The sequence below is a fragment of the Agromyces badenianii genome (assembly GCF_003070885.1).
Classification (GTDB): domain Bacteria; phylum Actinomycetota; class Actinomycetes; order Actinomycetales; family Microbacteriaceae; genus Agromyces; species Agromyces badenianii.
Genome location: NZ_CP028913.1, coordinates 3,017,609 through 3,031,396 on the forward strand (window position 1 = coordinate 3,017,609; position 13,788 = coordinate 3,031,396).

Here is a 13,788-nt window from a genome sequence, read left to right on the forward strand (position 1 = left end):
GTGACGCCGTCGCCGCGGGTCGCAGCGCGACGATGATCGAGCCCGGCCTCCCCGTGCCGCTGAGTTCCGCCCGTCAGCGCGCAGCGTCTGGGCCTAGAGCGCCCGCAGGATGTCCTCCACGCGCTGCTTGGCGTCGCCGAAGAGCATCTGGGCGTTCTCGCGGTGGAAGAGCGGGTTCGCCACCCCGGCGTAGCCGGCCGACATCGAGCGCTTGAACACGATGACGTTCGACGCCTCCCACACCCGCAGCACCGGCATGCCGGCGATCGGACTTCCCGGGTCCTCGGCGGCCGACGGGTTCACCGTGTCGTTCGCACCGATCACGAGCACGACCGACGTCTCGGCGAAGTCGTCGTTGATCTCGTCCATCTCCTCGACGATGTCGTACGGCACCTTCGCCTCGGCGAGCAGCACGTTCATGTGCCCCGGCAGCCGGCCCGCGACCGGGTGGATGCCGAAGCGCACGTCGATCCCGCGCTCGCGCAGGCGGCTCGTGAGTTCGGCGACGGGGTACTGCGCCTGCGCGACGGCCATGCCGTAGCCCGGCGTGATGATGACCGACCCGGCGTCGCGCAGCAGCCCCGCGGCATCCTCTGCCGTGACCTCGCGCGTCTCGCCCTCGACCTCGCCCGAGGAGGTGGGAGCCGCGATGCCGAACCCGCCCGCGATCACCGAGATGAACGACCGGTTCATCGCCTTGCACATGATGTACGACAGGTACGCACCCGAGGAGCCGACGAGCGCACCGGTGACGATGAGCAGGTCGTTGTTCAGCAGGAAGCCCGCCGCGGCGGCGGCCCAGCCCGAGTAGCTGTTGAGCATCGAGATGACGACCGGCATGTCACCGCCGCCGATGGATGCCACGAGGTGCCAGCCGAGCGCGAGGGCGAGGGCCGTGACGGCGACGAGGAGCCAGAGTTCGGGCGAGATCACGTACCACACGGTGAGCACGACGAAGGCGACGAGGGCGCCGAGGTTGAGCACGTTCTTGCCCGGCAGCATGAGCGGCGCCGACGACATGCGCGCCGAGAGCTTCAGGAACGCCACGATCGAACCCGTGAAGGTGACGCCGCCGATGAAGACGCCGATGAAGACCTCTGCATGGTGGATGTCGAGCAGCGCACCATGCATGCCGGTCACCTCGAGCGCACCGTTCCAGCCGACGAGCACCGCGGCGAGGCCGACGAAGCTGTGCAGCAGGGCGATGAGCTCGGGCATGCCGGTCATCGCGACGACGCGAGCCCGCCAGAGGCCGATCGCACCGCCGATGAGCACGGCCACGACGAGCAGGATGAGCCCGGTGGTCGCCGCAGGCGAACCCCAGGCGCCGGCGAAGGTCGCGTACACGGTGGCGACGAGTGCGATCGTCATGCCCGCGATGCCGTAGCCGACACCGGCCTTGGCGGTGTCGTGCTTGCTGAGCCCGGCGAGGCTCATGATGAAGAGCAGCGCCGCGACGATGTAGGCGGCTCCGGCGATCGACGCCGGGGTCAGCAGGGTCGAGGCGTCAGGCACGGTCGGCTCCAGTCTTGCCCGCCGAGAACATCGCGAGCATGCGGCGGGTCACGGCGAAACCGCCGAAGATGTTGATGCTGGCGAGCAGCACGGCGACGGCGGCGAGGATCTGCACGACGAGCACGTCGCTCGTGATCTGCACCATCGCGCCGACCACGATGATGCCCGAGATCGCGTTCGTCACGCTCATGAGCGGCGTGTGCAGCGCGTGCGCCACCTTGCCGATCACGTAGAACCCGACGACGACCGCGAGCACGAGCACCGTGAAGTGCTGCGGCAAGGGCGGTGGCGCGACCGCGTTCACGGCGAACAGCGCGGCGATGCCGACGGCGACGAGCGCGGCCTTCTTCGCGGGCGACATCGGCCGCTTCTTCTCCGGAACCGCGGCGGCGTGCTTGGCACCGCCGGCTCCAGGGGCGGATGCCGCCGCCACGGCGGCCGCGGAGACCTGCACGGGCGGGGGCGGCCAGGTGACCGCGCCGTCTTTCGCGACGGTGACCGATCGCTGCACGACGTCGTCGAAGTCGAGCGCGAGCACGCCGTCTTTGCCGGGGGTGAGCAGTTTGATGAGGTTCACGACGTTGGTGCCGTAGAGCTGCGACGCCTGAGTGGGCAAGCGCGAGGCGAGGTCGGTGTAGCCGAGGATCACGACGCCGTTCGGGGTGACGATGCGCTCGCCCGCGACGGAGCCCTCGACGTTGCCGCCCATGCCGGCGGCCATGTCGACGATGACGCTGCCCGACTTCATGCTCGCGACATCGGCCGCGGTGATGAGGCGCGGTGCGGCGCGACCCGGGATGAGCGCGGTCGTGATGATGATGTCGACATCGGCGGCCTGCTCGGAGTAGACCTCGGCAGCGCGCCGGTCGTAGGCCTCGCTCGTCGCCTTCGCGTACCCGTCGGTCGACTGCTCGACCTCGACCTCGACCTTCAGGTACTCGCCGCCGATCGACTTCACCTGGTCGGCGACCTCCGGCCGCGGGTCGGTGGCCCGCACGATGGCGCCGAGGCTCGATGCCGCGCCGATGGCCGCGAGGCCGGCCACGCCGGCACCGGCGACGAGCACCTTGGCGGGCGGCACCTTGCCGGCCGCGGTCACCTGCCCCGTGAAGAACCGGCCGAATTCGTGCGCCGCCTCGACCACCGCGCGATACCCGGCGATGTTCGCCATCGAGCTCAGCACGTCCATCGACTGGGCGCGCGAGATGCGCGGCACCGCGTCCATCGCGAGCGCCGTGACGCCGCGGGCGGCGAGCGCCTGGAGCAGCTCGGGCTTGAACGCCGGGGCCAGCAGGCCGATCAACGTGGCGCCGGGAGTCAGCTGTGCGATCTCGGCCTCGGTCGGCGCGTTCACCTTCAGCACCAGGTCGCTCGCGAGCGCCGTGGCTCCGTCGACGATCTCGGCGCCCGCCTCGCGGTAGGCGTCGTCGGGGAACGCCGACGCCGCCCCCGCCCCGGCTTGCACAGCGACCTCGTGGCCGAGGGCGATCAGCTGCTTCACGGTCGCGGGTGTTGCGGCGACTCGGGTCTCGGGACTCTGCTCGGCGATGACCCCGATGCGCGTCATGCGGTGTTCCTCATACGTCTTCTCCGTCGAAGCGGTCGCCCGGTCGCGACGCGCTCGCTCAGCGTAGAACGCGCATGACGAGATCTGCGCCGAAATCGCACGAATCGAGGCGAAGGAATTGCAGATCTTTCACGTCGGGAAACCCAGGAGCCGACGATGCCCGCCCGCCGAGCTCGCACACGCCCCGCACGCGCCCTCCCTCCGTCCGGCGCCGCGTCCGATGATCGAGCAGAGCGTTCTAGTATCGGACGAACACGAACGGAAGATCGACACGAGGAGAGGCCGGCCAATGGTCGCAGACGACGCCGGTCGCACCGGTTCGCAGACGCTCAGCCGCGGCATCCGCGTGCTCGAGATTCTCGCCGACGCCGATCGCAACCTCACGATCGACGAACTGGCGAGCGAACTGGGGGTGCACCGCTCGGTCGCCTATCGGCTGCTGCGCACCCTCGAAGACCACGGCCTCGTCACGCGAGACGCTGCCGGCCGGCTCGCTCTCGGCACCGGGCTCGCCGCCCTCGCCTCGGGGGTCGCCCGCGACCTGCAGCACCTCGCCCTGCCCGAGCTCAACGCGGTCGCGAACGAACTCGGCATGACGTGCCTGCTCGCAGTGCTCGTCGACGCAGACGAGGCGGTCACGCTCGTGAGCGCCTCGCCGCGCCAGTCGGTCGCGGTGGTGTCGTACCGCCCGGGCCACCGGCATCCGATCACTCGCGGCGGGCCCGGAAAGGCGATCCTCACGAGCCTGCCCGACAGCGCCTGGCCGGCGGGCGTGCCCGACGAGCTGCGCGACGAGATCGCCGAGAGCCGGCGCCGCGGGTACGCCCTGAGCCACGACGAGGTCGTGCCGTCCCTCGCGTCGGTCGCGGTGCCCCTCATGCTGCCGGGGCAGCCGCCGGCGTCGATCGCGGTGATCCACGTCTCGTTCTCCCGGCCCGAGGCCGAGATCGCCGAGCGCCTGCAGCTCGCCGCCGAAGCGGTGACGCGCGCCTACGGCGCCTGACCGCTCAGCATGGGTCGTACCGCTCAGCGGGGGAGCACGACCCCGCGGAAGAAGCCGGCGAGTTCGTCGACGGCGCCGAGCGGCAGCACGTTCGCGACGTACTGATCGGGCCGCACGACCACGACGGCGCCGCTGCGGTCGATGCCGCGCAGCTCGAAGATGTCGTGCTGCGGATCGATCGCGTAGACCTTCTCGTAGTCGGTCAGCCCGAAGGGGCCGTTCTTCGGCAGGAAGGTCGTCGGCACGCGGCCGAGGTCGACTGCCGCGTGCGGCTGCTGGAAGACGACCTTCACGTCGAAGACGCTGTCGATGTCGGCGCCGTCGGGCGTGAAGGCGACGAGTGGTGAGTCGGATGCCTCGCGCAGCCAGTTCGCCCAGTCGGCCAGCGCCGTGCCGTGCGCTGCGGGAGCCGCGGCATCCGCGAATGCATAGATGCGCCAGCGTCCGTCGGCCCGATGATGATGACCGAGCTGCACCGGGTTGCCGTCGCAGACCCGCTCGACCGGCGCCGACTTGAAGCGCTTGCCGATCGGGAACCCGGTCGCGAGGCCCTGGTGACCGGCCCCGCCGACGATCATCGAGGCCTCGTACTGCGTCATGAATCCCGCGGGGAACTCGAACGTGCGCATGTAGAACTCCTCGAGCTCGGTCGGGTCGCCGAGGTCTTCGGGCTTCGTCGCCATGAGCTTCGACCACTCGCGGTCGAACTCGATGAGGTCCTTCGCGACGACGTGGCGTTCGGCGTGGTAGGTCTCGAGCAGTGCGGGGTCGGCACGGCCGTCGAGCACATGGCCGAGCTTCCAGCCGATGTTCCAGCCGTCTTGCATCGAGACGTTCATGCCCTGGCCGGCCTTCGCACTGTGCGTGTGGCAGGCGTCGCCGGTGATGAACACGCGCGGGGTGCGAGAGCCCTGTTCATCGAGAGGCACGTCGTCGAAGCGGTCGGTCACGCGGTGGCCGACCTCGTAGACCGAGTGCCACGGCACGTTCCGCACATCGAGCGTGTAGGGGTGCAGGATGTCGTTCGCCTTCGCGATGATCTCGTCGAGCGTCGTCCGCCGCACTGCACCGTGATCGTCTTCGGGAACCTCGCCGAGATCGACGTACATGCGGAACAGGTGCCCTCCCTCACGCGGGATGAGCAGGATGTTGCCCGCCTCGGACTGGATCGAGCACTTCGTGCGGATGTCGGGGAAGTCGGTCACGGCGAGCGTGTCCATCACGCCCCAGGCGTGGAACGACTGCGCGCCGACATGGCTGGCGCCGATCGATTCGCGCACTCGGCTGCGTGCACCGTCGGCGCCGACGACGTACTTGGCACGCAGCGTGCGGCGCTCGCCCGTGCGCGCGCCCTCAAGGGGGGCGGCGTGCGACGCGTCGCCGGCACCGACGCCGACCCCGGTGACCCGCTCGAGCGTGACCGTCACCGGGTACTCAGGAACGGTTCCGTCGGCGCTCGGCTGGGCGATGTCGAGTCCGTCGAACTCCCAGCCGTAGTCCGGCGTGATGCGCCCGGGGGAGTTGTGCGCGTACTCGGCGAAGTAGTCGAGCACACGCGCCTGGTTCACGATGAGGTGCGGGAACTCGCTGATTCCGCTCGGGTCGTCGGGCGTGACGGCGGCGCGGTGGATGTTCCGGGGGTTCTCGGGATCGGGCTTCCAGAACGCCATCTCGGTGATGCGGTACGCCTCGGCGATGATGCGCTCGGCGAAGCCGAATGCCTGGAACGTCTCGACGCTCCGGGCCTGGATGCCGTCGGCCTGCCCGATCTCGAGGCGGCCGGGTCGTCGCTCGACGATCCGGGTCACGATGCCGGGGAACTGCGCCAACTGGGCGGCTGCGACCATGCCGGCCGGGCCCGAACCGACGATGAGCACGTCGACCTCGTCGGGCAGCTCCTCGGCTCGGTCGATGCCGACGCCTGCGGCGGGCTGCACTCGCGGGTCACCGGACACGTAGCCGTAGTGGTGGAACTGCACGGCTTCTCCTCACTGCTCTGTGGGTTCGTCGCGGTGACCGGCATCCGCCATTCTGCACCGTGTTCGATATTAGAATTGTTCATTCTTATATCGCGCACTCATCATAGGTCGGCGCCCTGACCCCGGCAAGCTCGCCGACGGGCCGCAAGCTCTCCCGGGTGCGCACCGCACACGAAGATGACGCCCGCCTTCCGAGAGGGAAGCGGGCGTCATCGTCACGCGGTCGAGCGGTCGGCACGCGGCGCTCGGTTTCAGCTGAACTTGCGACGGTAGATGGAGACCGCCCAGATGTAGGCGATGACGAGGATGCCGACGAGCCAGGTGAGGGCGATCCAGATGTCGCTGCCGACGGGTTCTCCGGCGAACAGGGCACGCGTGGTGTCCACGATCGAGGTCACGGGCTGGTTCTCGGCGAACCAGGCCACCGGGGCGGGCATCGACTCGGTCGGCACGAACGCCGAGCTGATGAAGGGCAGGAAGATCAGCGGGTAGCTGAACGCGCTCGCGCCGTCGACGGTCTTCGCCGAGAGCCCGGCGACCACGGCGAGCCAGGTCAGGGCGAGGGTGAACAGCACCAGGATGCCGGCGACCGCGAGCCAGGCGCCCACGGACGCCCCGGTACGGAACCCCATGATGAGCGCCACGCCGATCACGATCACGATCGAGATGACGTTCGCCACCAACGAGGTGAGCACGTGCGCCCAGAGCACGCTCGATCTCGCGATCGGCATGGACTGGAAGCGCTCGAAGATGCCGCCCTGCAGGTCGAGGAACAGCCGGTACGAGGTGTACGCGACGCCCGACGCGATGGTGATGAGCAGGATGCCGGGGAGCATGTAGTTGATGTACGACTCGTCGGATCCGGTGTTGATCGCGCCGCCGAGCACGTACACGAACAACAGCATCAGCGCGATCGGTGTGACCGCGGTCGTGATGATCGTGTCGGGACTGCGGAGGATGTGGCGAAGCGAGCGGCCCGTCAGCACGCCGGTGTCGCCGAGGACGTGGGTGGTCATCGGGATTCCTTTCCTGCAGCGGCGATGTCGTCGGAACGGTCGCCGTCGGCGGTGTCGGTCTCGCCGGTGTCACCGACGAGGGCGAGGAAGACTTCCTCGAGCGAAGGCTGCTTCTCGACGTACTCGGCCTTCGCGGCCGGGAGCAGCTGCTTGAGCTCGCCGAGGGTGCCGTTCTGGATGATCGTGCCCTTGTGCAGGATCGCGATGCGATCGGCGAGCTGTTCGGCCTCGTCGAGGTACTGGGTGGTCAGCAGTACGGTCGTGCCGCCCTTGGCGAGCTGTTTGACGGTCTGCCACACCTCGATGCGCGCCTGCGGGTCGAGGCCGGTCGTCGGCTCGTCGAGGAAGATGATCGGCGGGTCGCCGATCAGGCTCATGGCGATGTCGAGTCGGCGGCGCATGCCGCCCGAGTACGTTCCCGCCCTCCGCCCGCCCGCCTCGGTGAGCGAGAACCGTGCGAGCAGCTCGTCGGCGATCGCGGCCGAGTTCGTCAGGTGGCGGAGCTTCGCGACCAGCACCAGGTTCTCCCGGCCGGTGAGCACCTCATCGACCGCGGCGAACTGACCGGTCAGGCTGATCGACTCGCGTACGTCGCCGGCCTTCGCGGCGACGTCGAAGCCGTGCACCGTGGCGGTGCCCGCGTCGGCCTTGAGCAGCGTCGACAGGATCCGCACGAGCGTGGTCTTGCCCGCACCGTTCGAGCCGAGGAGCGCGAAGATGCTCCCCGCCGTCACGTCGAAGTCGACGCCCCGCAGCACGTGCAGGTCCTTGAACGATTTCTCGATGCCTTGCACCCGGATGGCGGGTGCCTGGGCCTGTGGGGTGGTCATTTCCGCTCCTCTCGCTCAGCGTCCTCGATCGCCTTCGTCAGGCGAGCGCGCTCCTTGTCGATCCACTGCTTGCCCGTGTAGGCCTGCGCGAACGTCTCGGCGAACTCGACGGGGTCGTCGCCGACGATGTCGCGGATCGGGGTTCCGTCGACAGCGGCCCGCTCCCAGAGGTCGGCCAGGTCGCCGAACATCGTCATGAGGGTGTCGCCGTCGGTGATGCCTCCGAAGTACATGAAGTACCGGTGCATCGCCTTCGCCGCGGTGGCGTACGGCTCGGGGAGGCCATCGATGCGGGCCTTGTCCTGCTTGTACTGCTTCTTCTGCTCGAGCGACCCGGTGAGGGTCTCGATCCACTTGGCGACCATGTCAGTTCTCTCCTTCATCGTGCGGGTGTTCGATGTCGTGGTGGAGCTGTTCGATCCGTTCCGCGAGGAAGCTCCAGGTTCCCCAGAACTCTTCGAGGTACTCGCTGCCCAGTGCGTTCAGCGAGTACACCTTGCGCGGCGGCCCCTTCTCGGACGGGACCTTCGCCACGTCGACGAGGCCGCGCTGCTCGATCCTGACGAGCAGTGCGTAGACGGTGCCCTCGACGATGTCGGAGAAGCCCTGCTCGCGCAGCCGCGCCGTGATCTCGTAGCCGTATGCCGGCCGCGACGCCAGGATCGCGAGGACGATGCCCTCGAGCGTGCCCTTGAGCATCTCGGTCATCTGCTTGCCCATGGGGCCCTCCTTCACTACTTGGTGGTGATGAGTACTAGTACTCAGTGTTGCTGACTACCGGTACATAGTAAGCACGAGTACCGGTAGATAGCAACACTGAATAGTGAAGCCATGCGAGGGAGTGCCTGCTGGGGAACATTTCAAAGGGGCGAGGCGAGCGCGGCCGGCCTCGGGCAGGGTCTGTCGTATCCCGCGACGTCGGAGGATGACGTTCCCTTTGCGTTCGCGGTATTCGGCTTCGACCGGTTTCGCAGTGTGGCCTCGAGGGCCTGAAGTGCGGGGTCTTATCCCTGGGCCGCTGGATAGGTGTCCATGGTGACGCTCCCGAAGGGGAAGGGGAACCAGAGCGTGCCGGAGCCGTTCCAGTCAGCGATCGGGATCAGCCAGAACCACACATGGCTGATCAGAATCGACCCGGTCACGACCGCGATGATGACAATCCCCGCGCGGTCGATGATGCGGAACGCGTCGGCCTCCGTGCCGGCCCGCTTGAGAACCCGTGTGATAGCGGCGAGCACGACGATCACGATTGCCGCGGCGACGAAGACGCTCGGCTGAAGCGTCAAGCTGATGCACTGCGGCGCCAGGACGGTCGGTTGACCATCGGCATCCACGTAACCGCCATCTGAGCCGTACCCACCCGGGCACGCGCTCCTCGAGGCGTTGGTGATGAAGCCGTAGGCGAGCGCGTAGCCGAGCGCGGACCAGATGAGCCCCCGCACCCGGGCGAGGATCGAGGCACCCGGCAGACTCGAAGAGTCTGCTTCCGGGAGATGGTCAAGGGTGTTGGTCATCGGATCCCCACGCTCGTCGGTATTCGCCATGCTGGCAGCTGCGGCCTAGCGGGTGCAACAGGAGCCTGATGGTCGAGCGACGTCGTGCGTTGCGCAAGGAATGGATCAGTTCATTCGAAGGAGAGCTGATGAACCTCGTGTGCGGACTCCACTACGAAATTCCAGCTCGGGCTCGGCGACAGGCAATGCCATCTCCATCAGCACCAGCCAGGACCGCAGCAACGAGGTCAGCCGGCGCAAGCGCATCGCAAGTGATCGGTGTGTCGATCGCCTTGGGCGAAAGACTGCTCAGCGCGGTGGCGGGCGAGGGGTCCGTCTCGGGCGATAGCAGGGTTGCACATCCGACGAATACAAGGGCAATGACGGCTGCTGCTGGCGCGGTGACCACACCGCGAGTTTGTACGCACGACCCCGAACCTAGCGGGCGGCACGACCCCGCCACGGGCCCCAGCGAGGTCACCCTTCGGCGACCTGGCCCGAGCCGCCCATTAAGGATCCGCCAGCGGACGGCTGCCGCTCACTGCATACCGTCTAGCGGGCGTTGCCGAGACCCGCGCGGAGCGCGGCGAGTGCGCGGTCGATGTCGTCGTCGTCGTTGAATCCGTGGACGCCGACGCGGAGCCGGTCCTCAATGAATCGGGCCTTGATCTGTGCAACGTCGAAAGCCGCCGCGACTCGCGCCGTGTCGTCGATGCGGATGACCCGGATGTGCGAGCCACGACCCGCTCGCACAACGCTCGCCCCGAGCTCGAGTGCTCCGGCTTCGAAACGTTCGGCGAGCCGCAGGACTCGTTGCTCGACGTGTTCGGCGTCGAGTTCAGCGATGACGCTGAGAGCGGCTTCTGCGCCGATCCATGACGCGCGAAGGCGTTCGAGGCGCTCGGCGGCGCTCGTGCGGAAGTTACCTTCCGCGTCGCTATCGGCAAGGTGGAAGTTCATCGCCAGTGCGGTCGACGGAATTGCCAACGCTGCTCCCGATGAAGGTGCCGGTGTCATCACGCTCGACCCAGAGTCGAACGGTCGGCGTGTCGAGCCCGGCAAGAGTCGGGACCACTTCAGTCAGGAACCCGCGCAGGGAGTCGAGGTCAGAGGGCAACACGGGTTCGAAAGACACAGTCACGATTATCGAGCCCGGAACAGAGTCCGGTTCGCGATGGCTTCCCGGACGCAGGCACCTGGATCGAACCCGATGCCATCGCGCTCGTCCTGCTGCACATAATGCTCCCTGGCGCACATTCGTGGTCGTACGTATGGTGATCGAGCGCCGCGGCCCTGCTCAGCGCTGCTTGTTCGAGAGCACCATGAGAATCCGATGCTTCCAGTTTCAGCCGAATGACCTCCCGCTGACGCAGATGCGATCGTCAACAGGGGCGTCCCGGTTGCGACCACAATCACGGCGAGTGACACGAGGTACTAGACAGATGGTCTGAGTAGGTGCACTATCTACTTATGACCAACGAACCGACTCCGAGCGAATGGCTGCGAGGAGTCCTCGAGCTGTGCGTTCTCCGGGTCATGGTCGACGGCCCAACATACGGGTACGCGATCGCCGCCGATCTGGCAACCGCCGGCTTCGGGGACATCAAGGGCGGCACTCTCTACCCGCTGCTCGCCCGGCTGGAGAAGAACGCCCTGGTCAGCGTCGAGTGGCGCACCGGTGAAGGCGGGCCAGGGCGCAAGTACTTCGTCCTCACCGACGCCGGCCGCGCCCAGGTGGACGAGGGGCTCGCCCAGTGGCAGGTGTTCTCCACCAGGGTCACCGGCCACCTCTTCCCCAGCAGCACCCTTCCATCATCCGAATTTCGACCTTCCTTGAGGAGCACATGAACCGCTCACCTTCTTCCCAGGAAATCTGGGGACGACCGTTCGTGAAGGCGCACGAGGAATGGTGCGGCGACTTCGTGCTCGAGCTCCGGCTCCGGGACGTCCCTGGTCCGGTGATCGGGGAGCGCCTGGCAGAGGTCGAGGGGCACTGCGCCGAAACGGGCGAGTCACCGTCGGAAGCGTTCGGGAACCCGACCGAGTACGCGGCACGCCTCGACCAGGACAGCGACCCTGACCGCATCTCGGGAGTCTGGGTGGTCGCCACCGCGGGGGCCGCTCAGGTGCTGGCCATGCTCATCGGCACCTCGGCGGTCCCCGCCTGGGTCCATGACGAGCCGCTCACCTACAACCTGGGTCAGATCCTGTGCTTCGGACTGGTTTCCCTCCTCCTGCTGAGCCTGCCCCTGCTGCTGCGACCGATGCTTCGCCACCCCTTCGTCCTCGGCGGCTCCCTGGTCACGGTGGTCCTCCTCGGAGCCGGCGGCGCAGCCCTGTCCGACCGTTCCGATCTGCCCACCATCGCCCAACTACCCGCACCCCTCGTCGCAGTCGGACTGTTCCTCACGGTGCTGGCCCTGGCGTGGGTCGAGTACCGCGAGCTGACCCGTAACCCCGGGGGCGACCTCGTCACCTCTCCGCTTGATGCGCGCCCCGGGCAGTCGACAACCCCTGACCGCCGCGGACGACGAGCCGCCCTCCTGCCCTCCTGCCTGATCCCCGCCGCCTACCTCGCCTTCGCCACCCTCGGCTGGCTGCTCGCCTAACCCACAGACGGCCGCAGCGCCGTCATCCTCGTGCCAGACATGGCGCCCCACCGCTTGGCCCTAGCGGTGCTGACCGGTGTCGGAGCAGCGTGTCGGTCATGGACTTCCTCCTGAGTTGCCTGCGGCTGTACGGCACTTGTGGTTTGGGAATCCGACAAGTTCAGCGGAACATCTGCACGCAACTCCGCCACCTAGATTGTCCGAGAGGTCGGATCGGACAATCTAAGCGGCGTCGGACAATCTAGCTGGGTGACCGACATTCACAACGACTACGCCTGCACCATGTCGGCGAAGCGCGAGAAGTGCCCGTGGAACGCGACGGTGATCGTGCGGGTCGGGCCGTTGCGGTGCTTGGCGACGATGAGGTCGGCCTCGCCCGCACGCGGACTGTCGCGCTCGTAGGCGCTCTCGCGGTGCAGCAGGATCACCATGTCGGCGTCTTGCTCGATCGAGCCCGACTCGCGAAGGTCGCTGAGCGCGGGCATCTTGTCGGCGCGCTGCTCAGGGCCACGGTTCAGCTGCGAGAGGGCGATCACCGGCACCTGCAGTTCTTTGGCGAGCAGCTTCAGCGCACGCGAGAACTCCGACACCTCTTGCTGGCGGCTCTCGACGCGCTTGCCGCTCGTCATGAGCTGCAGGTAGTCGATGACGACCATCTTGAGCCCGACGCGCTGCTTGAGACGGCGGCACTTGGCGCGGATCTCGACGAGCGTCATGTTGGGGGAGTCGTCGAGGTACAGGGGCGCGTCGTTGATGCGGCCGCGGGTCGCGGCGATCGTCGTCCAGTCGCGGGAGTCGACCGTGCCCTTTCGCATCATCTGCAGGGGCACGGATGCCTCGGCGGAGAGCAATCGCATGGCGATCTCGCTCTTGCCCATCTCGAGGGAGAAGAAGACGGAGGGCAGGTCGTTCGTGATCGAGGCGGCGCGGGCGAAGTCGAGCGCGAGCGTCGACTTTCCCATGGCCGGTCGCGCCGCGACGATGATCATCTGGCCAGGGTGGAAGCCGTTGGTGAGGTCGTCGAGGTCGGCGAACCCGGTGGGCACGCCGGTGAACTTGCCGTCGGTGTGCTTGGCGGCCTCGATCTCGTCGATCGCCACGGTGACCGCTTCTGACAGCGGCACGTAGTCTTCGGTCTCGACCGAACCCGTGACCGAGTAGATCTCGGCCTGGGCGTTGTTGACGAGGTCGGTGACCTCGCCCTCGCCCTGGTAGCCCATCTGCACGATGCGGGTGCCCGCCTCGACGAGGCGGCGCAGCAGCGCGCGCTCGGCCACGATCGAGGAGTAGAAGCCGGCGTTCGCCGCCGTCGGCACGATGCTCGTGAGCGTGTGCAGGTATTCGACCCCGCCGGCGCGCTGGAGGTCGCCGGTCTTCGTGAGCTCGTCGGTGACGGCGATGACGTCGGTGGGCTCGCCGTGCGAGTAGAGCGTGAGGATCGCGTTGAACACGACCTCGTGCTTGGGCACGTAGAAGTCGACACCGCGCACGGTCTCGATGACGTCGGCGACGGCGTCTTTCGAGAGCATCATGCCGCCGAGTGCGCTCTGCTCGGCCAGGAGGTCGTGCGGAGGAACGCGTTCGCCCCGTCGGGACTCACCGTCGTCAGCCGGTTCTGCGAGCCCGATGTGCGCGATCGACAACTTGATGACCTCCGATTGGGCTCAGACGGGCGAGCGACCCGCGCCCACCACTCAGTCTGCCGGGGGCCTCGGACATGACTGGCCGATCGGATTCTTGCGCGGGGTGGATGGGACGCTGCTTCACGATAGGCAA

At 67.7% G+C, this 13,788-nt stretch carries 13 protein-coding genes; 3 read left to right on the forward strand and 10 right to left on the reverse strand.

Translation table 11 applies throughout. The features are described 5' to 3' along the window. Positions 1-93: 93 nt before the first annotated feature. Both pntB and DCE93_RS14210 read right to left on the reverse strand, forming a co-directional pair. On the reverse strand, positions 94-1,515 hold the full coding sequence (pntB, locus tag DCE93_RS14205; protein ID WP_420836957.1) for a Re/Si-specific NAD(P)(+) transhydrogenase subunit beta: 1,422 nt from the start codon (positions 1,513-1,515) through the stop codon (positions 94-96). Beyond that, positions 1,508-3,082, reverse strand: a complete 1,575-nt coding sequence (locus DCE93_RS14210) for a Re/Si-specific NAD(P)(+) transhydrogenase subunit alpha (RefSeq protein WP_108596450.1) — start codon at positions 3,080-3,082, stop codon at positions 1,508-1,510. The genes pntB and DCE93_RS14210 overlap by 8 nt, the downstream gene beginning before the upstream one ends. Before the next feature lie 289 nt (positions 3,083-3,371). Between DCE93_RS14210 and DCE93_RS14215 the strand changes: the two genes are divergently transcribed. Continuing rightward, positions 3,372-4,085: an IclR family transcriptional regulator gene (locus DCE93_RS14215; RefSeq protein WP_108596451.1), complete on the forward strand. Its 714-nt coding sequence runs from the start codon at positions 3,372-3,374 to the stop codon at positions 4,083-4,085. 23 nt (positions 4,086-4,108) lie between these two features. Here DCE93_RS14215 and DCE93_RS14220 read toward each other — a convergent pair whose 3' ends face one another. From DCE93_RS14220 to DCE93_RS14250, 7 genes are all read right to left on the reverse strand, one after another. Then, the gene (locus DCE93_RS14220) at positions 4,109-6,064 is read right to left on the reverse strand and encodes an FAD-binding monooxygenase (protein ID WP_108596452.1); all 1,956 of its coding nucleotides are present in this window, start codon (positions 6,062-6,064) and stop codon (positions 4,109-4,111) included. Positions 6,065-6,315: 251 nt separating this feature from the next. Then, entirely contained in the window at positions 6,316-7,080 is a 765-nt protein-coding gene (locus DCE93_RS14225; RefSeq protein ID WP_108596453.1) for an ABC transporter permease, read from the reverse strand. Then, positions 7,077-7,910 (reverse strand): ABC transporter ATP-binding protein, encoded by an 834-nt coding sequence (locus tag DCE93_RS14230; protein WP_108596454.1) that lies wholly within the window; start codon positions 7,908-7,910, stop codon positions 7,077-7,079. Before DCE93_RS14230 ends, DCE93_RS14225 begins: the two co-directional genes overlap by 4 nt. Then, positions 7,907-8,275, reverse strand: a complete 369-nt coding sequence (locus DCE93_RS14235) for a DUF1048 domain-containing protein (protein WP_108596455.1) — start codon at positions 8,273-8,275, stop codon at positions 7,907-7,909. Before DCE93_RS14235 ends, DCE93_RS14230 begins: the two co-directional genes overlap by 4 nt. Before the next feature lies 1 nt (position 8,276). Beyond that, positions 8,277-8,630, reverse strand: coding sequence for a PadR family transcriptional regulator (locus DCE93_RS14240; protein ID WP_108596456.1), 354 nt, complete (start codon positions 8,628-8,630; stop codon positions 8,277-8,279). Between the two features lie 284 nt (positions 8,631-8,914). Beyond that, positions 8,915-9,454 carry a hypothetical protein gene (locus DCE93_RS14245; RefSeq protein WP_146185015.1) on the reverse strand — a complete coding sequence of 180 codons (540 nt, stop codon included), beginning with the start codon at positions 9,452-9,454 and terminating at the stop codon, positions 8,915-8,917. 501 nt (positions 9,455-9,955) lie between these two features. After that, positions 9,956-10,390, reverse strand: coding sequence for an aminotransferase class V-fold PLP-dependent enzyme (locus DCE93_RS14250; RefSeq protein WP_146185016.1), 435 nt, complete (start codon positions 10,388-10,390; stop codon positions 9,956-9,958). Between the two features lie 483 nt (positions 10,391-10,873). Here DCE93_RS14250 and DCE93_RS14255 point away from each other — a divergent pair, with 483 nt between their 5' ends. Together DCE93_RS14255 and DCE93_RS14260 are read left to right on the forward strand one after the other, a co-directional pair. Beyond that, positions 10,874-11,251, forward strand: coding sequence for a PadR family transcriptional regulator (locus tag DCE93_RS14255; protein WP_108596820.1), 378 nt, complete (start codon positions 10,874-10,876; stop codon positions 11,249-11,251). Next, entirely contained in the window at positions 11,248-12,012 is a 765-nt protein-coding gene (locus DCE93_RS14260; protein ID WP_146185017.1) for a hypothetical protein, read from the forward strand. The genes DCE93_RS14255 and DCE93_RS14260 overlap by 4 nt, the downstream gene beginning before the upstream one ends. 269 nt (positions 12,013-12,281) lie before the next feature. Here the strand turns inward: DCE93_RS14260 and dnaB are convergent, their stop codons facing one another. After that, a complete protein-coding gene (gene dnaB / locus DCE93_RS14265) occupies positions 12,282-13,655 on the reverse strand; it encodes a replicative DNA helicase (protein WP_108596460.1) in 1,374 nt (457 codons plus the stop codon). Between the last annotated feature and the right edge of the window lie 133 nt (positions 13,656-13,788).